Origin of the sequence: Mesorhizobium sp. M0437 (genome assembly GCF_040321335.1) — a bacterium.
Taxonomy (GTDB): Bacteria; Pseudomonadota; Alphaproteobacteria; order Rhizobiales; family Rhizobiaceae; genus Mesorhizobium.
Window position 1 is genome coordinate 90,245 of sequence record NZ_JAMYRK010000019.1, and the last position, 18,347, is coordinate 108,591.

Annotated in this window: 16 protein-coding genes and 2 tRNA genes; 7 read left to right on the plus strand and 11 right to left on the minus strand. The window is 63.3% G+C overall.

Annotation, left to right across the window (positions count from 1 at the left end):
- Nucleotides 1–66 precede the first annotated feature (66 nt).
- A tRNA-Asp gene (locus NKI72_RS14820) sits at nucleotides 67–143 on the minus strand.
- A 217-nt stretch (nucleotides 144–360) separates the two neighbouring features.
- Here NKI72_RS14820 and NKI72_RS14825 point away from each other — a divergent pair.
- Together NKI72_RS14825 and NKI72_RS14830 are read left to right on the plus strand one after the other, a co-directional pair.
- Nucleotides 361–436: transfer RNA gene (locus tag NKI72_RS14825), tRNA-Val, on the plus strand.
- A gap of 20 nt (nucleotides 437–456) precedes the next feature.
- Entirely contained in the window at nucleotides 457–960 is a 504-nt protein-coding gene (locus tag NKI72_RS14830) for a hypothetical protein (protein WP_352769716.1), read from the plus strand.
- Nucleotides 961–1,161: 201 nt separating this feature from the next.
- Here NKI72_RS14830 and NKI72_RS14835 read toward each other — a convergent pair whose 3' ends face one another.
- The 6 genes from NKI72_RS14835 to NKI72_RS14860 all read right to left on the minus strand — a co-directional run bounded on the left by NKI72_RS14835 (nucleotide 1,162) and on the right by NKI72_RS14860 (nucleotide 6,747).
- Complete coding sequence (locus NKI72_RS14835) at nucleotides 1,162–1,818, minus strand: GNAT family N-acetyltransferase (RefSeq protein WP_352769713.1); 657 nt, start codon at nucleotides 1,816–1,818, stop codon at nucleotides 1,162–1,164.
- Complete coding sequence (locus tag NKI72_RS14840; RefSeq protein ID WP_352766855.1) at nucleotides 1,815–2,585, minus strand: SDR family oxidoreductase; 771 nt, start codon at nucleotides 2,583–2,585, stop codon at nucleotides 1,815–1,817. Before NKI72_RS14840 ends, NKI72_RS14835 begins: the two co-directional genes overlap by 4 nt.
- Nucleotides 2,582–3,577: an ABC transporter permease gene (locus NKI72_RS14845; RefSeq protein WP_352833269.1), complete on the minus strand. Its 996-nt coding sequence runs from the start codon at nucleotides 3,575–3,577 to the stop codon at nucleotides 2,582–2,584. The genes NKI72_RS14840 and NKI72_RS14845 overlap by 4 nt, the downstream gene beginning before the upstream one ends.
- A gap of 162 nt (nucleotides 3,578–3,739) precedes the next feature.
- The gene (locus tag NKI72_RS14850) at nucleotides 3,740–4,780 is read right to left on the minus strand and encodes a sugar ABC transporter substrate-binding protein (protein ID WP_292663104.1); all 1,041 of its coding nucleotides are present in this window, start codon (nucleotides 4,778–4,780) and stop codon (nucleotides 3,740–3,742) included.
- A gap of 39 nt (nucleotides 4,781–4,819) precedes the next feature.
- Nucleotides 4,820–5,584 (minus strand): ATP-binding cassette domain-containing protein, encoded by a 765-nt coding sequence (locus tag NKI72_RS14855; protein ID WP_292663106.1) that lies wholly within the window; start codon nucleotides 5,582–5,584, stop codon nucleotides 4,820–4,822.
- Nucleotides 5,581–6,747 carry an ROK family transcriptional regulator gene (locus NKI72_RS14860; RefSeq protein ID WP_352833266.1) on the minus strand — a complete coding sequence of 389 codons (1,167 nt, stop codon included), beginning with the start codon at nucleotides 6,745–6,747 and terminating at the stop codon, nucleotides 5,581–5,583. Before NKI72_RS14860 ends, NKI72_RS14855 begins: the two co-directional genes overlap by 4 nt.
- A 321-nt stretch (nucleotides 6,748–7,068) precedes the next feature.
- On the opposite strand from NKI72_RS14860, the gene NKI72_RS14865 reads away from it, so the two are divergent.
- On the plus strand, nucleotides 7,069–7,860 hold the full coding sequence (locus NKI72_RS14865; RefSeq protein WP_352501558.1) for an alpha/beta fold hydrolase: 792 nt from the start codon (nucleotides 7,069–7,071) through the stop codon (nucleotides 7,858–7,860).
- A gap of 74 nt (nucleotides 7,861–7,934) precedes the next feature.
- On the opposite strand, the gene NKI72_RS14870 is transcribed toward NKI72_RS14865, so the two are convergent.
- Both NKI72_RS14870 and NKI72_RS14875 read right to left on the minus strand, forming a co-directional pair.
- Nucleotides 7,935–9,215 carry a M23 family metallopeptidase gene (locus tag NKI72_RS14870; RefSeq protein WP_352833263.1) on the minus strand — a complete coding sequence of 427 codons (1,281 nt, stop codon included), beginning with the start codon at nucleotides 9,213–9,215 and terminating at the stop codon, nucleotides 7,935–7,937.
- A gap of 137 nt (nucleotides 9,216–9,352) precedes the next feature.
- Entirely contained in the window at nucleotides 9,353–9,820 is a 468-nt protein-coding gene (locus tag NKI72_RS14875; protein WP_352471944.1) for a peroxiredoxin, read from the minus strand.
- Nucleotides 9,821–9,916: 96 nt separating this feature from the next.
- Between NKI72_RS14875 and NKI72_RS14880 the strand changes: the two genes are divergently transcribed.
- The gene (locus NKI72_RS14880) at nucleotides 9,917–13,294 is read left to right on the plus strand and encodes a hypothetical protein (protein ID WP_352850242.1); all 3,378 of its coding nucleotides are present in this window, start codon (nucleotides 9,917–9,919) and stop codon (nucleotides 13,292–13,294) included.
- A gap of 428 nt (nucleotides 13,295–13,722) precedes the next feature.
- On the opposite strand, the gene NKI72_RS14885 is transcribed toward NKI72_RS14880, so the two are convergent.
- Nucleotides 13,723–14,286: a TetR/AcrR family transcriptional regulator gene (locus tag NKI72_RS14885; RefSeq protein WP_352472054.1), complete on the minus strand. Its 564-nt coding sequence runs from the start codon at nucleotides 14,284–14,286 to the stop codon at nucleotides 13,723–13,725.
- Nucleotides 14,287–14,396: 110 nt separating this feature from the next.
- Here NKI72_RS14885 and NKI72_RS14890 point away from each other — a divergent pair, with 110 nt between their 5' ends.
- Both NKI72_RS14890 and NKI72_RS14895 read left to right on the plus strand, forming a co-directional pair.
- On the plus strand, nucleotides 14,397–15,185 hold the full coding sequence (locus NKI72_RS14890) for an SDR family NAD(P)-dependent oxidoreductase (protein WP_352472053.1): 789 nt from the start codon (nucleotides 14,397–14,399) through the stop codon (nucleotides 15,183–15,185).
- A gap of 58 nt (nucleotides 15,186–15,243) precedes the next feature.
- A complete protein-coding gene (locus NKI72_RS14895) occupies nucleotides 15,244–16,338 on the plus strand; it encodes an alkene reductase (RefSeq protein ID WP_352501563.1) in 1,095 nt (364 codons plus the stop codon).
- Nucleotides 16,339–16,885: 547 nt separating this feature from the next.
- Here NKI72_RS14895 and tyrS read toward each other — a convergent pair.
- Nucleotides 16,886–18,139 (minus strand): tyrosine--tRNA ligase, encoded by a 1,254-nt coding sequence (gene tyrS, locus NKI72_RS14900; RefSeq protein ID WP_352501564.1) that lies wholly within the window; start codon nucleotides 18,137–18,139, stop codon nucleotides 16,886–16,888.
- On the opposite strand from tyrS, the gene NKI72_RS14905 reads away from it, so the two are divergent.
- Nucleotides 18,126–18,347: hypothetical protein (locus NKI72_RS14905; protein ID WP_352850243.1), on the plus strand; the 222-nt coding region annotated here is incomplete at its 3' end. The genes tyrS and NKI72_RS14905 overlap by 14 nt on opposite strands.

Here is an 18,347-nt window from a genome sequence, read left to right on the forward strand (position 1 = left end):
GACGGTTTTTGACAAATCAACGTCGACATTTCTCCGACACCAGGGGACGTGACCCCAAAGGAGAAATGGCGCGAGTGACGGGGCTCGAACCCGCGACCTCCGGCGTGACAGGCCGGCACTCTAACCAACTGAGCTACACCCGCGCATGGACGAACACGTGTCAGCCGTGTTCGTCGTTGGGGCGGTGGATAAGGGGTAAGCCACCGGGTGTCAAGCGGACCCGGACAGCATAACAGCAAACAGCAGAAGGTTTTTTGACAAGCCGAACTTTGTTGCCGAAACCGGCTCCCGGCCAAGCCACTGGCCGCTCATTTGGCCTTGCGAAGCCGGTCCTAACTGCTTAAAGGTCCGGCCCGGAGCGGGCGATTAGCTCAGTTGGTAGAGCGCTTCGTTTACACCGAAGATGTCGGCGGTTCGAGCCCGTCATCGCCCACCATTTTCCTCGATGTGTTCAGTTTGGGCTACACCGCTCAAGCTGATCGCCAGGTGAGACGCATCCGACCACTGTGCTACTCGGACTTTGGTCTGATTCAAACTGTCTTTCCGCAGGGACTTAAGTCTGATCTGCTTGCCTCTCATGAGGGAAACGATTGCCGAAAGCTACAACTTGCAGTATCTCAATTGCGTATGGGCATGGGCGGGAGCGAAAATATTCCTGGATGGCTTGCGAGTCATCTTCCGGACGATCCCGTGATCGCAGGAGATCTCGCGGATAAGATATCGAAGGAAGCTGAAAAAAACCGGCTTCCAGGCGAACGGATTGTGAAGACAACCCGTAACGAAGAAGACACCTTCAAGAAAGAACAAGTCGAAGCTTATCCCGACGCCGCGGTTGCAGGAGTCTTTGCCAGCGGTTCATTCCTCGCCCTGTTGGTATTAGCCATTTATCTGCTTTATGTGCTCTCGATTGTGGCCGGGGGAACGGTCGCGGATGTTCCCCTGCCGCCCATACTGCACTAGTAGACGCTCCGCCAACACTCGGATTAGCCCCGCACCGTGTTGATGCTGGTGACTTTCGTGTCTGCGGTGGAGCACGCGACGAAGGTTTCGTTCCCGCGGCAAAGGTGTTCACGCGGGGCAACTGGCTGCTGCAGAACGGCAGCATTGTACGTCCATAGGCCTCCCGGTTCTTTGCAACTTGGGCGATTGGCCTGTCGCAGATCAGCCTGCAATCGCCGGAGCGTGAGCAATCCGTTTCGCCACATAAACACAACGCTTCGATGAATCAGCGTCCTGCACCACCTCAAATCCAATCGCCTTGTAGAACCTTAGCGCACCATCGTTCTCCGGCATGACTTCGAGGTGGATGCCGGTCGAGCCGCTCGCGGCAAGCCCCTGCTCGAGGAAGGCCATCGCGCGCCGGCCGATGCCTTTCCCGCGCGCTTGCGGCAACAGGTCGATATGGCCATGCGACGGATAGGCGGTCAGCGCAGGCGGAACAGCGAAATCGGGACGATGGACCCGATGCCGCGCCCAGTCGCTGCCGCGCCAGCGCGAGCTGTCGGGTCCGGGGTCTGCCACGCGCCGCTGAAGGTCGGGATACCAGTCTGATGCCAGGCTGGCATTGAAAGCGCCCGTATCGGCCGCGCCAAGCAGGTAGCCGGCCGCACCTGCGGGACTATCGATAATGAAGGCCAGCTCGGGTTCGAGCACCTGGTAGGGAATGGTGTAGAGGAGGCCGAGCAGTTCCGGGTCGTCCTCGCGGCCGCTGGCGTCCTTGCCGGCATCGCCGGTCTTGAGACAGATCATCGCAAGCGCTGCACGATCGGCGGTGGTCGCCCGGCGCAGGAAGAAACCGCCGCCGAAATCGAGGATCATGGCGGCAGCAGCCGGAAATCCTTGCCCTCGGGCAAAAGCTGCCCGCCGTCGACGATGATGGTCGTGCCCGTGATGTAGCTGGCATCGTCAGAGGCTAGGAACAGGAAGGCATTGGCCACATCGCGCGGGCTGCCGAGACGGCCGAGCGGGATGGCGTCTTCCATGTTCTTGATGAAGGCCGCACCGCGATGCTGCTCTATGCCTTCGGTCAGGATGTTGCCGGGCTCGACGCCGTTGACTGTAATGCCGTAGCCCGAGAATTCGAGCGCAGCCGAACGGATCAGCCCATTGATGCCGGCCTTGGTCGCTGAATAATGGCCGTGGCCGGGGCTGGTGACATGCGGGCCGGTGATCGAGGAGGTGAACAGCATGCGGCCAAAATGCTGTGCCTTCATCGGCACCAGTGCGGCGCGAGCAGCGATGAAGCTGCCGCGCAAGTTTACCGCCATGACCCGGTCCCAATCGTCGGGACTGGTGTTTTCCAGCAATTGCCAGGGATAGATGCCGGCGTTCTGGACCATGATGTCGAGCCGGCCGTGACGGTCGAGCGCCAGTGCAACAGCGGCCTCGGCATCGGCCATCTGCGAGATGTCGGTGCGTATGAAGGCGGCACCGAGCTCGTCCGCAGTCGCTTGCCCGACCTCAGCCTCGGTATCGGCCAGGACAAGCGTCGCGCCCTCTTCGGCAAAGCGTCGTGCGATGCCCTTGCCGATCCCGCGCGCACTTCCAACGATCAGCGCGACTTTGTCTTCCAGACGGCCGGTCATGCCAGCCTCTGGCGTATCGTCTGCTTGAACGCATCGAGCAGCACGGCGGCAAGCACCAGCACGCCATGGATCACCTGGGTGAAGTTGGCCGGCAGGCCCATCAAATTGATCGCCGTGTTGATGGCCGAGAGCAGCAGCACGCCGGCATAGACGCCGGGCAAGGTGCCGACGCCGCCCTTCAGACTGACGCCGCCGATGACGACCGCGGCGAAGGCATTGAACAACAGGCCGACCCCGAGATTAGCTGTCGCGCCGGAGGTACGGATCGCCAGCAGCCAACCGGCAAGGCCGGCGATGGCGCCGGCGAGAACGAAGGCTATGACCAGGTTGCGGTTGACGCGGATGCCGGCGCGAAAGGTCGCCGTCTCGTTGCCGCCGATCATGACCAGGTGCCGGCCGAAGGGCGTCTTGGCCATGATCAGCGAGAACACCACGAAGCACGCAATGGCGATCCAGGCAGTCAGCGGCAGACCACCCAGGCGCTGGATGGCGAACCAGCGGATTGCCGGCGCCAGGTCCTGTGCCGAGCGGCCACCGGAAATAACCAGCACCAGGCCGCGCACCCAGATGTAGGACGCCAGCGTGATGATGAAGGCGCTCATCTTCACCTTGACCACGAGGACGCCGTTGAAGGCGCCGATGAGGCCGCCGACGGCAAGCGCGATGAGCAGCGAAACCGGAACCATCAGCCATTGCGGCTGCAACTGGATGCCAAGGCCGATGCCCGACGAGCAGAACAGGATGCCGACCGCCATGGCGCTGAGCGCCGCGACCGATTCGACCGACAGGTCCATATGGCCGGCGATGATGACCAGCGCCAGGCCGATCGACATTACGCCGAGCACGCTCGACGCCTCGATGATGTTGGCGAAGATACCGAGTTGGAAGTAGTTCGGGATAAGGATGGAAAAGACCACCAGCACGAAGACCAGCATGAACCAGACAAGATTGTCGAGGATGAACTCGAGGGTTTGGCGCGTGCGGGGGTTCATCTCAGGATCCGGTTGGCGCCGACCCCGAAAAACCACTCGGTTTTCGGACTATCAGGCGTGGTTGAAAATTGCTGCAGCATTCCCGCGCGCGTCCGTTTGAACGCACCCGGGCTGCAGGGCTGGGCTCCGGGCCGGCATGGCCCGGAGCTTCTGGCGAGTTCGCTATTCGACCGGCTTTATGGTTTCGGTCGGCGGCTTCATGTTGCCCCAGAAGGCCGGGTTATCGACATTTTCCTTGGTGATCGCAGCGCCGGGGATCTTGATGTTCGGTCCCCACGCTTCCTTGGTCAGGGTTGATTTCAGGCCAAGCACATCATATTCGCCGGGCTTGATCTCCTGCTTGTTGACCACCTTGTCCATGAACATCGCGACCGCCGCGGCCTGGGCGTAGAGCGGCTGCTCGACTTCGACGTTGAGCCAGCCCTTGCGGATCAAGTCGAGGCCGACCGGAGCGCCGTTCGAGCTCATCAGCATGACGTCGCCCGGCTTCTTGCCGGCGGCCTCGAGCGAGGCGACGGCAGCGACCGAAAGATGCGCGGCATGGCTGAAGATCAGGTCGATGTCGGGGTTGGCGAGCAACTGGTCGTTCACGATGGTCCCGGCTGCATCCGCCGCCCATTGCATGGCCGGCAGCGAGATGATCTTGACGTCCGGGAACGCCTTCATTTTCTCCTCGAAACCCTTCTGGATGTCGAGCGTGTAGGGATCGCCCGGATCGCCGAGCACCTGCAGGATCTTGCCCTTCACCGAGCCGTTCTTCGCGGTCAGGAGCTTTTGCGCCTGGTCGGCGGCGACGTAGCCGATCTCGACGGTTCCGGCCACCGAGGTGAAGTCGGACGGGGTCGAGGTGATCTGGCGGTCGAACTCGACGACCGGGATGCCGGCGGCACGGGCCGCCTCGATCGACGGTTTCAGCGCATTGAAATCGACGGCGGCAAGGATGATCGCCGCCGGCTTCAGCGCGATGACGTCGTTCATCTGCGATTGCTGAGCGTCGGTCTTGTTGTCGGCGTTCAACGTCTTCATCTCGTAGCCGACCTGCTTCAGGAACAGTTCCAGCGCGCTCACCGAGCCGGTCTGGAACTCATCGAGCAATGTCGGCACCATGTAGTAGACGGTGCCCTTGGACTGGGCGAATGCCGGCGTGAGCGTGGCAAAGGCCAGTGCCAGGATACCGAAGACGGAAAGAAGTATTTTCTTCATGTCGTTCGCTCCTCTTGCGCCGGACCCCTCATTTGTCCCTCAGCTCGCCGGTCCGGCACCGGCGAGCGTCTCTCCGGTGATCATGTTGATCACCGCGTCGGGACTTGTTTTGTTGCGTGCGACATCGCCCGCCACGACGCCTTGCCGGATCACCACGATCCGGTCGGCGACCTGGAAGGCCTGTTGCATGATATGGGTGATGATGACGACGCCGATGCCCTGGCTCGCCACCTGGCGGATCATGTCGAGGCCGCGCCGCGTCTGCTCGACACCGAGCGCCGCGAACGGCTCGTCGAGAAGCACCAGCTTGCCGCCAAAATGCACGAACCGGTTGAGCTCGATGGCCTGCCGTTGGCCGCCGGAAAGATGCTCGACATTGGTGCGAAGCGAGGGAATGCGGGTGCCGGCGCTGGCCAGCGCCTTTTGCACCACCTGCTCCATGGCGCGCTCGTCGAGCACCGGAATGCCGAGAACCTTCCTGGTGATCTCGCGGCCCATGAAGAAATTGGCGACCACGTCGACATTGGTGCAAAGCGACAGGTCCTGGTAGACCGTCTCGATCCCCGCGGCCTTGGCCTCGGCGGGAGATTTGGCCAGGAATTCCTTGCCTTCGAACAGCATGCGGCCGGAGGTCGGCTCGAGGCCGCCGGCAATGATCTTGACCAGCGTCGATTTGCCGGCGCCGTTGTCGCCCAGAAGCGCCACCACTTCGCCCTTGTCGATCGAAAAGCTGATGCCTTTCAGCGCTTCGATGGCGCCGTAATTCTTGGCTACGTTGTCGAGCACCAGCAGCGGTTCGCTCATGCTGCGATCCCCTTGTTATGCAAGAGATCTCGTCCGCGTTCGCGCTCGGCGGTGAAGATCTGGCCGAAGCGTGGCGAAAGCACTCCTGAGACGGCAAGCGCGGCGGCGCCGCGCAACACCGCATGCTGGCCGCCGCGCGCGACGCTGACGCGGGGCGTCGTGCGATCGCTTCGCGCCGACACCGAATTGGGCAGGTGCACGGCCGCGCCGGCAAGCCTTTCGAGCAGCTCGGTGGACGCCAGCCCGCCGAGGATGATGGTTTCGGGATCGAACAGGTTTTCGATGATGGTGACGGCGTTGCGGAAGATCGGCGCAATCTCGCTCACCCACTCGGCGTCGGCGATGTTGCGGCGCCGCAGCGCCTCGAGCGAGAGATACCGTTCGAGGCAGCCGCGATTGCCGCACGGGCAGGGCTCCCCGCCTGGCACTGCGGGAATGTGGCCGATTTCACCGGCGTTTCCCCAGGCGCCGCGCAATGCCGCCCCGTCATGCACCATGACGCCGCCGAGACCGACGCCGAAATAAAGATAGTAATACTCGGAATATGCCGTTCCGAGGCCGTAGAGGCGCTCGCCGATAGCAGCCGCCGCCATATCGGTTTCGAAAAAGGCCGGCAGTCCGGTCGAGGCGGCCAGCCGCTCGCGCAGCGCCACATCCTTCCAGCCGGTCATGGTGGTCGGCCCGACAAAGCTCATGGACTCCACGCCGAACGGTCCGGGCAGCGCCATGCCAATGCCGAGAACGCGGCCACCGGGCCGCAATGCCGTCAATTCGAGCACCATGGCGCCGATCAGCTCGAAAGCGTGGTCGGGCGTTGCATTTGGGGCTTCGCGGTAGGTGCTCTCGATAACATCGCCGCTTAGGTTGATCAGGGCGGCATTGATGCCCAGCGGGGTGACGTGGATGCCGACGGCATAGCCGCCTTCCGGATTGATGCGCAGCGTTGCCGGTGGCAGGCCGCGCCCCTTGGGCTCTTCGCGCAGCGACAGCACGTAACCGTGCTCTTCCAGCTCGCGAACGATGGTTGACACCGTCTGCACGGTGAGTCCGACCCGCCTGGCGATATCGCCGCGGGCGATCGGTCCGTGAAGGCGGATGGATTCGAGCACGATGCGCCGGTTATACGGCCGCCCGAACTCCTGATTGGTTCCCCGCAGTGCCATGCCTTGTGCCCTCGAGAGAGGCCAGACTGGCACTGAAGATTTATTCAGTCAAATGGAATTCAAAAATAATTCGCCTGTGGCCAAGGTCCTTTTAACGCCGGCGGATTCGCGCCCGCCGGCGGATGGGCCAACTCTGGCAATTTTCCAGCATGAAGCGCCACCGGCTGGACGGGACGCCGGGCATGACCTTGGCCGGCATTCCGATCAGCGCCCTGAAGCCCATTTCGGAACCGGCTGTGAGCCGGCCAGGGATCGGAGTTCGTTGCGCCTTTCCGTTGCGGGGAGCATACTTCCTCTCGCCGGTCTGCGGGAGGAGATGCGATGCCGAAGCTGACCCTCGACGGGATTGATCTCGGCTATGAGGTGCGGGGCGACGGGCCGCCGGTTCTGTTCGTCCACGGCAGCGTCACGAACGGCATGATGACGTGGTCCGCGCAGCAACCGCTTGCGGAGCGCTGGAAGCTGGTTGTGGTCGACCGGCCGGGATACGGATCAAGTTCCCCTGCCGAACGCGAGGATTTCGTCGTCGACGCCAGACTGGTCGCCGGATTCCTCGATCGGACGCATGACCTCTGGGGCGAAAGCCGCGTCCATCTGGTCGGGCATTCCTATGGCGGCGTCATCTCTCTTCTTGCAGCAGCGATGCGCCCGCGAGCAATCCGTTCGCTCACGGTGATCGAGCCGCCGGCCTTTGACCTTGCGCGCGAGGATGTTGCCGTCAATGAACTCGTGACGCGCCTGAAGACCCACTGGCAAAGCGGACCGCGCGACGATCCCGCGCTTTTCTTGCGCCAGTTTCTCCATCTGGTCGGCTCGGCGATACAATTGCCAGACCCGCTGCCGCCCCCGCTCGCGCAAGGCGCGGCCATGCTCGTCGTCGAACGCGGGCCATGGGAGGCCGAAATTCCGCTTCGGCAACTTGCCGATGCGCCGTTCCCGAAACTGGTGGTATCCGGCGGGCACAGCGCAGCATTCGACGCCGTCTGCGACGTGCTCGAAAACGTGCTTGGTGCCGATCGTGCCGTGATCGCCGGCGCGGGGCACAGCGTTCAGCAGACCGGTGAGCCGTTCAACCGGCGGCTCGGCGCGTTCATGGCTGCTGCTGAGGGCTGAAAGCGATCTATCTCTGATATTGCCTGGCGGGCGGTTGGCGCGCGACAGGCTTCACGCCGAATGAATCGCCGGCTCTACAGATACCGCTCGACCTTCTTGCCGACGGTCAGGAAGCGCAGCGGATCGATCGCCTCGCCATTGTGGCGGACCTCGTAGTGCAGGTGCGGGCCGGTCGAGCGGCCGCTGTTGCCGGTCTTGCCGATGACGTCTCCGGCATCGAGCTTCTGGCCGACGGCGACGTCGATTTCGCTGAGATGCCCGTAACGCGTTACAAAACCGTTGCCGTGGTCGACCTCGATCATGCGGCCGTAGCCGCCGTTCCAGCCGGCCTTGACGACGACGCCGCCTGCCGTGACCTTGGCCGGCACACCGACCGGCGCCCTGAAATCCATGCCGGAATGCAAGGCGGCCGTGCCGAGGATGGGGTCGGTGCGCACGCCGAACGGGCTGGTGACGCTGCGGCCGGGGGCGGGGTTGGCGAGCGGCAGCCGGCGCGCTTCCTTTTTAAGATGATCCAGCGCGTCAAGAGCCTCGTCCAACTCCTTGACCTTGCTGTCGAAGACCAACGAGCTGTCGAGTGGTATCAGCGGGCCGCCGACGTCGCTCTTTTCGAATTCGCTGTCGACGGGCAGGCCGGCGGCCTCGAGCGCCTGCGAAATCGCGTCGGCGCTTTTGTAGGCATTGTCGGCAAGTGTGGCGATGCGGGTGAGCTGCTGGCTCTCGATGGCCTTCAGCGAGTTGTTGATCGAAACGAAGAGCTTGTCTGCCCGGTCGGCCGCGCTTTCGCTCGGCAGCGGATCGGCGCGGGTCGACCACAGCGAGAACGGCCTGGTGTCGTTGCTGGGAAGGGGGGCAGCAAGGCTGGCGACGGAATAGGCCATCGGCTGGATGCTGCCGGTCGCGTCGGCATGTTCGTCCGGCTTTGCCGTCGGCATGGGCGGCGTTGCGACCTCGTTTTCGGCTCGTTCGAGGATCGGGCCGAGACGGCCGTGACGCAGGCTGAGCTGGCTCTGCCGTTCCAGCAGCTCGCTGACCTTGGTTTCCATCAGTTGCTGATCGAGTAGCTGGCGGCTGGTGATGCGGTCGACCTGGCTGCGCAGTGCCGAGATGCGGTCTTCGTAGGTCTGCTGCATGCGCGCCTGCCGCGCCGTCGTGGCGCCGATTAGATCGTCGCGCAGCACCAGATAGGAGGTCGCCAGCAGGTAGCCGATGACGACCGCCGCCAGCGCCGAGCCGCAAAATGCAGCCAGCCACGGGCGTATGGTGAAATGCCTTATCTGGTCGCCCCGGGCGATGATGACCGTGTGGGGCTCTCTGCGTCTGCCGAAGACCGCTGACTGACTGGCTACGTTCACGGGACCAAGCTTTCGTTACGACACCAACGACAAGCCTGATTACACATTATTAGGGTTAACAAAGTTTTGCCGATCGAACGACAGGCAAAGGTCTTCGCGCAAAACGGGTATCGAATTACAGCGGCCTGGCGCAGCTCTCAAAGGGCGTGAACCGCCTCCAGCACCTCTTCGGCGTGCCCCTTGACGCGGACGTTGCGCCAGATCCTGGCGATGCGTCCGTCCCGGCCGATCAGGAACGTCGCCCGCTCGACGCCCATATAGGTGCGGCCGTAGAGCTTCTTTTCCACCCACAAATGGTAAGCCTCGATCACTTTGCGCTCTTCGTCGGCGACAAGGTTGACGCTCAGATCGTATTTCGCCTTGAATTTGTCATGTTTCTTGACGCTGTCCGGCGAGAGCCCGATGACGACAGCGCCGGCCTTTTCGAACTCCGGCTTCAACTGCGAAAAGCCGATCGCCTCGTTGGTGCAGCTTGTGGTGTCGTCCTGTGGGTAGAAATAGAGTACGATGGGTTTTCCCAGCAATGCGGCGAGGCTGAGTGAACCGCCGCCGTCGCGCGGAAGATCGAACTGCGGCGCAACATCGCCCACGTCGAGGCCAGCCATACCGATGCCCTTGTTTGAGGTTACGCGCCAGGCTGCATCGATATAATGTCGAGCGGGGATTCGTCCACGATCGAATTCGTTTCAACGGAAGATTGCGTGGATCAGGAGCTACCGCAGCACGAGAAGATCAGGTTCAGGCGTGACGAGATCACCGACCTGGGAACCTTTCCGTCCGCGTGCCGCGTCCCGCCGCTCGGCCAGGCGTCGATCGGTCGCGGCGTCCGTTTGATGGCGCGGCTGTTTGCCGGCCTTGTCGCCCTTGTGCTGCTGGCTAGCGCCGGCGTCTACGCGATCGGCGTGTCCGGCTTCGGCTCGGAGCGGCTTCGCGCGGAAGCCGAAACGGCAATCGAGAGATTGGCCGGCTTCGATGTCGACGTTGCCGTCGGGCCGGCCCGGCTGACGCTTGACGGGTCGAGCTTCATTGCGCTGCAGGTCAGCGACGTCAGCCTCAAGACCGCCGACGGCAAACCGATGGCCGATGCCGGCCGGGTCCGCTTCGGCATCCGGCTGATCCCGCTGCTTTCGGGCGAGGTACGGCTGACCAGCGCCCGGATTTCCGACGCGCACATCGTCATGGCCGCGATGCCGTCCGGCGGCGACTGGACGGCCGGGCTGCGCAACCAGGATGGCCTCATCGATCCGGAAAAACTTTCCGCCGCCGTCTTCGCCAACGTCAACCGCGCGCTCGATGCGGTGCGCGTGGATTCGATGCGCCAGATCGATCTGCGCAACGTCGAGCTGGCACTGCCCGAGACCGGATCGGTCAAGTCGGTCACCATCGCCGACGCCTCCGTGTCGCAGACGGGACCGGGAAGCATGGAGTTTTCATCCGATGCGGATGTCGACGGCAGGGGACTTACCATCGCCGCTTCCGCCACCCGCGATCCGGCGACGCGACGCATCACCACGCTGGATGCCAGCATCCAGGCGGCGGATGCCGAAGCTGCGGCAGCAGGCGGCAAATTGGGCGCGATCGCCTTGAAGCTGGCGGGGTCGGAAGGGACCGGCGACAACAGTTCGCGGCTGACCGCTGCCCTGTCACTGACCGGGTCGGTGCTCAATCTCGGTTCGCGCGGCCTGCTTCCGGCCGACATCGATCTCGATGCGACGCTCGTCGCCGGGTCGAACAAGATCCAGGTCGAAAGCTTGCTGGTGAAAACCGGCCGCTCGACCTTCGATTTCGCCGGTTCGATCGGCCCGAAGCCCGCTACCGGCGCAGCGGGCGAGGAGCCATCCTATCGTTACGACCTGACCAGCGACGGTTCGACCCTGGCGCCTTCGGATTCGCCGGAGCCGGCGCTCAGCTTCATTGCCCGTATTGCCGGCGTCTACCAGCCGACGAGCCAAAAGCTGGTCGCCGAGCAGATCGGCGTCCGGTCCGGACCGGGCAGCGAAGTGCTGGGCACGGCTTCGGTTTCATTCGTCGCCAACCAGGCGCCGGGCATATCGGTGGCGCTCAATGTCCACGACATGCCGGTCTCGCACGTCAAGCAATTATGGCCCTGGTTTTCGGCGCGCAATGCCAGGCTGTGGGTGCTCAAGAACCTGTTCGGCGGCCGCGTCGTCGATGGCAGCCTGCAGTTCCAGGTCGTGCCCGGACGGCTCGGCAACGGCGTGCCACTTTCGGCCGATGAAGTGTTCGGCCGATTCCAGGTCGAAGGATCGCGCTTCGACACGGCCGGCCGCATTCCGCCGATCCGCGATGCCGTCGGCGTCGTCGGCTTCCACGGCAATGACGTCGACGTCGCGCTGTCGTCGGGCAGCGTCTATATGCCGAGCGGCCGCACGGTGGCGGCGAGCAACGGCACGCTCACCGTCAAGGCGGCGAACCATCCGCCGGTGATCGGCGCGCTCGACATCGATGTCGCCGGCGAGGCGCCGGCAATCGCCGAGCTGGCATCCTTTGACCCGATCAACGCCATGCGCCATGTCGGCCTGCTGCCGGACGACCTGTCCGGCACGGTGACCGGCCACGTCAAGGCCGATATTCCGCTGCAGTCCGGTGTCGACTCTTCCAAACTCGATTGGCTGGTGGCGCTCGACTACAAGGACCTGTCGCTGGGCAAGCCGTTCGAGGGCCAGACGGTCAGCCATGCCGACGGCTCGATCACGGTCGCGCCCGACCGGGCGGTGATCTCGGCCAAGGCGCTGCTCAACGGCATTCCGGCCGAGCTCGACCTGATCGAGCCACTCAGGGATGGCGGCCCGCCGCGCAGTCGTAAAGTGGAGCTGGTGCTCGACGACAAGACGCGCGCCACCGCCATGCCTGGCCTGTCGACGCTGCTTTCCGGAACCATCAAGGTGGCGATCGACAAGAGTGGCACCGGCAACCAGAACGTGTCGGCCGACCTGACCAATGCCAGGCTGGACATTCCCTGGGCCGGCTGGAGCAAGGGCCCCGGCATTCCCGCCAAGGTGGTCTTCGCCATGGCGAAGACCGGCGACACCACGACGCTGTCCAATTTCGAACTCGACGGCAAGACCTTCTCCATCGACGGCAGCGCCGTGCTGGTCAACGGCGCCTTGTCCTCGGCCCGGTTCAGCAAGGTCACGTTGAACAGGGGCGACGACGTCGCCGTCTCGGTGAAGCGGTCGGGCAAAGCCTATGCGGTCGAGGTCAGCGGCAGCGCGCTGGACGCACGCTCGCTGATCAAGCAATTCACGTCCGATGTCGATACCGCCACCAAGACCACCGGCGTCGATGCGATCTCGGTCAGCGCCGACGTCAGCTCCCTGACCGGCTTCCACGACGAGGTGCTGTCGAATCTGAAACTCGACTACAGCGCCGCAGGGTCCCGGGTGAACGGGCTCAAGGTGAGCGCCACGGCAAGTTCGGGAGCCGCCATCACCATCAGCAACACGACCGGCGGCGGCCTGCGCACGCTCAACATGAAGTCGGCCGACGCCGGCGCCATACTGCGCTTCCTCAACATCTACGAGCATATGGAAGGCGGCTCGATCACGCTGGCGCTCACCGGGGCCGGCGACGGTCCGATGAAAGGCCAGGTCGACGCCAAGAACTTCTTTGTCGTCAACGAGCCGAAGCTCGCCTCGATCGTGTCGACGACGCCGGCCGGCGACAACCGCAGCCTCAACGAGGCGGTCAAAGGCAATCTCGACACGTCGAGGGTGAAGTTCGAGCGCGGTTTCAGCGAGATCGATAAGGGCAGCGGCTATCTCAAGCTGCGCAACGGCGTACTGCGCGGCTCGCGCATCGGCACCACCTTCCAGGGCACGCTCTACGACCAGAACAACAATATGGACATGACCGGCACGTTCATGCCGGCCTACGGCGTAAACCGCATCTTCGGCGAACTGCCGCTGATCGGCGCACTGCTCGGCAACGGCCGCGACCGCGGCCTGATCGGCGTCACCTACAGGCTCAAGGGCAACGCCAACAAGCCGAACCTGGAGGTCAATCCGCTATCGGTGATAGCGCCCGGGATTTTCAGGTCGATCTTCGAGTATCGCTGAGGTCAAAACCCAATTACCTCGAGCGACCGAGTTTTGATCTTAAGCGGCCGCTCGTCCGCCCCGCGAATTCACGCCCATGATCCAAAGGCGACTGACGTCCGCCCGGGCCTAAATGGCCGCTTTGCGCCTAATGTCGGCCGTTAAAGTTAGTTGTGCCACCGCCTTACAGCGGACATCACCGGCGATCGCGCTTGAGGGCGTAGTTGCGCCAGGAGCGGTCATTCGATGTTCTGCCGTTGAACGGCTTCATTCGCCAGTTTAGCGGAAATTGGGCGACAGCATGGTTCCCTCAACAGGGAAGTTCGAAACCCTCTTGGTCCGCGGATCCCGCTGATTGCACGCTGCCGTGCGATATTCTGCAAGATAGCCACCCAACCAACGCCGATAGCCGCATTGCTCTCGACAAGAGCACTCCTGCCGCAGACCACCTAGCTGGCAGACACTTGGCTGATCCCGGCATCGACCCAGGCACGCGTCTGCTCAAGCACTTCATCCGAGAGCGCGGGATCGTCGATCGCCCGGGCGAGGATTACTGCCCCCACCATCGCTGCCCAGCTTCCGATCGCCGCGCGGCGTCTGTCTGCCGGATCCAACTCCGGGAGCGCCTTGCCGATACGGTCGATCTGCGATCGTAGGCCTTCCGTCATGGCCGAGCGTGCAGCCGGGGTCTGATGGCGGATGGCTGCGGCAAGGCCCGCCGTCGGGCAACCGCCGGCGCAGTTGTCGCGATGCCGGGGCGAAAGATAGGAACCTACATAAGCGCGAAGATCGCCCCCTCCGCCTGAGTCCGCGGCGAGGACGTGGGCAAGGGTCTGCGCGATCAGGTCGTCCTTCGAACTGAAATGGCCATAGAAGCCGCCATGGGTGAGCCCGGCGGCCTTCATCACTTCCGCCACGCTGACCGCGTCGAACCCCTTCTCGCGAAACAGCCGGCTGGCCGCATCCAATATCCGGTGACGGTTCTCCGTCATCTGCTCTCGACTGACCTTCATTTCAAAATTCTCCGTCGGCCCCGTTGACATTTACATGATGCCCATCATATTTAGCCGCAATCATGATGATCGTCATGAATATAGGTTCCATCAGAGAAAAGAGCAATGCCATGACCACCATTCCATCAGTCCTCATCACCGGCGCCTCCACGGGCATCGGAGCTTCCTATGCCGAACGGTTCGCCCGCCGCGGACACGACCTCGTGCTGGTTGCCCGTGACGTGGCACGAATGGAGGCACTGGGAGCCCGGCTCCGTCAGGAAACTGGCGTTGCGATCGATATCATCCAGGCTGATCTTACGCAGCCTGCCGAGCTTGCAACGGTAGAGACGAGGCTGCGCGATGACGCCCGCATCGGGATTCTCGTCAACAATGCCGGAACAGCCATCGGCGGAAGCTTCATCGAGCAGAGTACCAATGACGTCGCCCGGCTCGTTGCGCTCAACACGACCGCGCTTCTGCGACTTGCCAGCGCCATCGCCCCGCGTCTTGCGAAAGCTGGCGAAGGGTCGATCGTCAACATCGGCTCCGTGGTCGGGCTGGCGCCGGAGTTCGGGATGACGGTTTACGGCGCAACCAAAGCCTTCGTGCTGTTTCTGTCGCAGGGGCTCAGCCTCGAGCTCGCGCCGAAGGGTGTCTACGTCCAGGCCGTGCTGCCCGCCACGACGCGTACGGAGATCTGGGACCACGTCGGCGCCGACATCAACACGCTCTCCAACGTGATGGAGGTGGACGATCTGGTTGATGCGGCGCTGGTCGGCTTCGACCGCCGCGAACCGGTGACCATCCCGCCGCTTCCCGATGCCGGGCAGTGGGATGCGCTTCAGGCCGCGCGCCAGGCCATGCTTCCGAACTATCGGAACGAACATCCCGCCGAGCGGTACCGCAAGGTCGCCTGAGCACCAACGAAACCATTTGATAACGACCTCGTCGCGGCGGGGACAAACAAGGTGACCTATGACCAACAAAGCACTTTTTGAGCCTTATTCTCTCGGCTCGCTGACGCTCTCCAATCGTATCGTCATGGCGCCCCTCACGCGCAATCGCGCTGGCCCGGGCTTCGTTCCGGGCGACCTTGCCGCCGAGTATTACGGCCAGCGGGCCTCCGCCGGCCTGCTGATCTCCGAGGCCACGCAGATCTCGCGGCAGGGACAAGGTTACCAGGACACGCCCGGCATCTATTCTCAGGCTCAGATCGACGGCTGGCGAAAGGTCACGACCGCGGTGCACGCCAAGGACGCGCGGATTTTCCTGCAGCTCTGGCACGTCGGCCGCGTCTCGCACGTCGATCTGCAGGAGAACGGCGCCGCGCCCGTCGCGCCCTCGGCAATCCGGGCCGCGACCAAGACGTTCGTGAACAACGGCTTTGTCGAGGTTTCGGAGCCCCGCGCGCTGGCGCTCGACGAGCTTGCGGGGATCGTCAACGATTTCCGGCAAGCAGCCGCGAACGCCATTGAGGCCGGCTTCGATGGCGTCGAGATTCATGGCGCCAACGGCTATCTGCTGGACCAGTTCGCCAAGGACGGTGCCAATGTCCGCACGGATGCTTATGGCGGATCGGTCGAGAACCGCGCCCGGCTGATGCTGGAGGTTGCGACTGCGGTGGTCGAGGAGATCGGCGCAGAGCGCACCGGCATCCGGATTTCGCCCGTCTCGCCCGCCAACGGCGTCTCGAGCAGCGCCCCCCAGGCGCAGTTCGACTATATCGTCGATCAACTCGATGCTTTGGGCATCGTCTATATCCATGTCGTCGAGGGCGCCACGGGCGGATCGCGCGATGTCGCGCCGTTCGACTTCGGATCGCTCCGCCGGCGCTTCAACAATACCTATATCGCCAATAACGGCTATGACCTCAACCTCGCGGCGTCGCGGCTCGCCGAGGGCAAGGCGGACCTCTTCGCCTTCGGGCGCCCGTTCATCGCCAATCCCGACCTTGTGGAACGGCTGAAGACGCGCACGCCGCTGACGGAGTTCAACTCGGCGACGCTCTATGGCGGCGGCTCCGCTGGCTATACCGACTATCCCGCGATCGCCGCCTCAAGCCGCCCATGAGCTATCGGAGGGCGGCGCCTGCGAGGCAGCCATCCCACGTGACAGCAGCGCCTCAGGGCATCTCTCTGGCGCTCCGCTCGAACTGGTGTCCAAACCCAGGGATTCAGGAGGGCCATGGAGGGCTATAGCATAGACGTTAGCTCCTCTGGTCCGCCCAGGACCAGCCAGGCGAGATTCGTAGCACGTCGTACGTTCGCTTTACCGGCGCAAGCGGACCCGTTCACCGTGATTTCGACTGTCGTGAATGGGTCAGATCGCGTCGATGCATGGGGGCGCCTGAACGTCCGCTTCTCACATTCCAAGCCTCCAAGCCTCCAAGCCTCCAAGCCGCAAGTCCGCTTCCGTGCCCCGAACAAGACGTTCATCGAAGCGCCGCAGAACGTCCGCTATTTGCGCTACCTGCTCGATCCGATCGATGAGACGAATGGCACCTCGGCCATTCTCGGGAGCTAGCTGATTAGCCTCGGCGGTGATTCCGAACCGAAGGTCAGCGCCGCAAGATGAAACCGGTTTCGGAAAAGATCTAACAGGAAGTACCGGGCCCTGGTCAGACCGGCCGCACCAGAACGTGTTTCTTCTTGCCGAGCGACAGTTTCGCGACGTTTTCCGGGCCAAGGTCCTGCAGCGTCACCATCCTGCGATCGTCGGCCACGAGCTGGTCGTTGAGGCGCACGGCGCCGCCCTGGATATGCCGCCGTGCCTCGCCGTTGGACCCGGCCAGCCCGGCGGTGACGAACAGCGACAATATGCCGACGCCGGCTTCAAGATCGGTCCTGCCCACCTCGACGGTTGGCAGTGTTTCGGCGAGCGCCCCTTCTTCGAACGTCTTACGCGCCGTTTCGCTGGCCTCCTCCGCCGCCTCGCGGCCATGCAGCATGGCGGTGATTTCGGTGGCGAGGATCTTCTTGGCTTCGTTGATCTCCGAGCCGCCGAGCCGTTCGAGGCGTCCGACCTCGGCGAGTGGCAGGGTCGTGTAGAGCCTCAGGAAACGGCCGACATCGGCATCCTCGGTGTTGCGCCAGTATTGCCAGAACTCGTATGGGCTCAGCATCTCCGCATCGAGCCAGACCGCGCCCGAGGCCGACTTGCCCATCTTGGCGCCGGACGAGGTGGTGAGCAGCGGCGTGGTCAGCGCATAGAGCTGCGCGCCTTCCATGCGATGGCCGAGATCGATGCCGTTGACGATGTTGCCCCACTGGTCGGAGCCGCCCATCTGCAGCCGGCAGCCGAGGCGCTTGTAGAGCTCGACGAAGTCGTAGGCCTGCAGGATCATGTAGTTGAATTCGAGGAACGACAGCGACTGCTCGCGATCCAGCCGGAGCTTGACCGAATCAAAGGCCAGCATGCGGTTGACCGAAAAATGCCGGCCGACATCGCGCAGGAAATTGACGTAGTTGATGTCCATCAGCCAGTCGGCATTGTTGATCATGACGGCGTCGTTGGGGCCGCCGCCAAATTTGAGGTAGGGCGTGAAGTTGCGGCGGATGCCGGCGAGATTGTCCTCGATGTCCTGCGGCGTCAAAAGCTTGCGCGCCTCGTCCTTGAACGACGGATCGCCGATCATCGAGGTGCCGCCGCCCATCAGCGCGATCGGCCGGTGGCCGGTCTGCTGCAGCCAGTAAAGCATCATGATCTGGATCAGCGACCCGGCATGCAGGCTCCTGGCGGTGGCGTCGAAGCCGATATAGGCGCTCACCGTTTCCGTGGCGAAAAGCTGGTCGAGGCCGGCATCGTCCGAGGTCTGGTGGATGAAACCGCGCTCGCTCATCGTGCGCAGGAAATCGGATTTGAAGGCGGACATTTTCTTTCCCGAAAAGCTTCCGGCCGAACGCGGCTCGGCTATGCATGAAGGCGGGCGTTTAGCACTCAAGCGCGATCAGCAAAAGTGGAATCCGGTTTTGCGACACCCTCTTGCCTTCTCCCCTTGTGAGATCTTTGCACAGAAGCCGATCAGTGATTCTGTTGTGAGGTTGGAGCAGGGAGATTCGCGATGGTGGATCGTGTTCTGG

Bases quoted from the DNA above. Each gene is read 5' to 3' on its own strand.
- NKI72_RS14890 (WP_352472053.1), top strand. From the start codon at position 14,397: ATGACCACCATTCCATCAGTCCTCATCACCGGCGCCTCCACGGGCATC.
- NKI72_RS14840 (WP_352766855.1), bottom strand. From the start codon at position 2,585: ATGACCGGCCGTCTGGAAGACAAAGTCGCGCTGATCGTTGGAAGTGCG.
- tyrS (WP_352501564.1), bottom strand. From the start codon at position 18,139: ATGTCCGCCTTCAAATCCGATTTCCTGCGCACGATGAGCGAGCGCGGT.
- NKI72_RS14835 (WP_352769713.1), bottom strand. From the start codon at position 1,818: ATGATCCTCGATTTCGGCGGCGGTTTCTTCCTGCGCCGGGCGACCACC.
- NKI72_RS14860 (WP_352833266.1), bottom strand. From the start codon at position 6,747: ATGGCACTGCGGGGAACCAATCAGGAGTTCGGGCGGCCGTATAACCGG.
- NKI72_RS14845 (WP_352833269.1), bottom strand. From the start codon at position 3,577: ATGAACCCCCGCACGCGCCAAACCCTCGAGTTCATCCTCGACAATCTT.
- NKI72_RS14885 (WP_352472054.1), bottom strand. From the start codon at position 14,286: ATGAAGGTCAGTCGAGAGCAGATGACGGAGAACCGTCACCGGATATTG.
- NKI72_RS14895 (WP_352501563.1), top strand. From the start codon at position 15,244: ATGACCAACAAAGCACTTTTTGAGCCTTATTCTCTCGGCTCGCTGACG.
- NKI72_RS14850 (WP_292663104.1), bottom strand. From the start codon at position 4,780: ATGAAGAAAATACTTCTTTCCGTCTTCGGTATCCTGGCACTGGCCTTT.
- NKI72_RS14875 (WP_352471944.1), bottom strand. From the start codon at position 9,820: ATGGCTGGCCTCGACGTGGGCGATGTTGCGCCGCAGTTCGATCTTCCG.
- NKI72_RS14865 (WP_352501558.1), top strand. From the start codon at position 7,069: ATGCCGAAGCTGACCCTCGACGGGATTGATCTCGGCTATGAGGTGCGG.
- NKI72_RS14855 (WP_292663106.1), bottom strand. From the start codon at position 5,584: ATGAGCGAACCGCTGCTGGTGCTCGACAACGTAGCCAAGAATTACGGC.